The organism is Psychrobacter sp. TB20-MNA-CIBAN-0197, from assembly GCF_040309765.1.
In the GTDB taxonomy this organism is placed as follows: Bacteria; Pseudomonadota; Gammaproteobacteria; order Pseudomonadales; family Moraxellaceae; genus Psychrobacter; species Psychrobacter submarinus.
This window is the reverse complement of the sequence record NZ_JBEOPC010001035.1, coordinates 1-253: the sequence shown is the minus strand read 5'-3', so window position 1 is coordinate 253 and position 253 is coordinate 1. Positions and strand designations below refer to the sequence as shown.

Here is a 253-nt window from a genome sequence, read left to right as displayed (position 1 = left end):
TCACATTTGAACTGGCGGGCAGCAAAGATCTGGATAACACACACAAATTGATGCACTACGGCTTCACAGCGCTGACGGTGATCGGCTCATGGCTGCTGATTGGGGTGATCTTTTGCGTGCACTACGCGAGGTTGTTTTACACCTGGAACGGCAAGGAGCCGGCACTGCATTTTGCTGAAGGACTGACCACCCCCAATGATTGGGATTTTCTGTACTTCTCGTTCACCATCGGCGTGGCTGTGCAGACTTCGGA

At 52.6% G+C, this 253-nt stretch carries 1 protein-coding gene; it reads left to right on the top strand.

Features of this window, described 5'->3' with window-relative positions:
• On the top strand, positions 1-253 hold a 253-nt coding region (locus AAEY83_RS17045; protein WP_351061024.1), incomplete at both ends, for a DUF1345 domain-containing protein.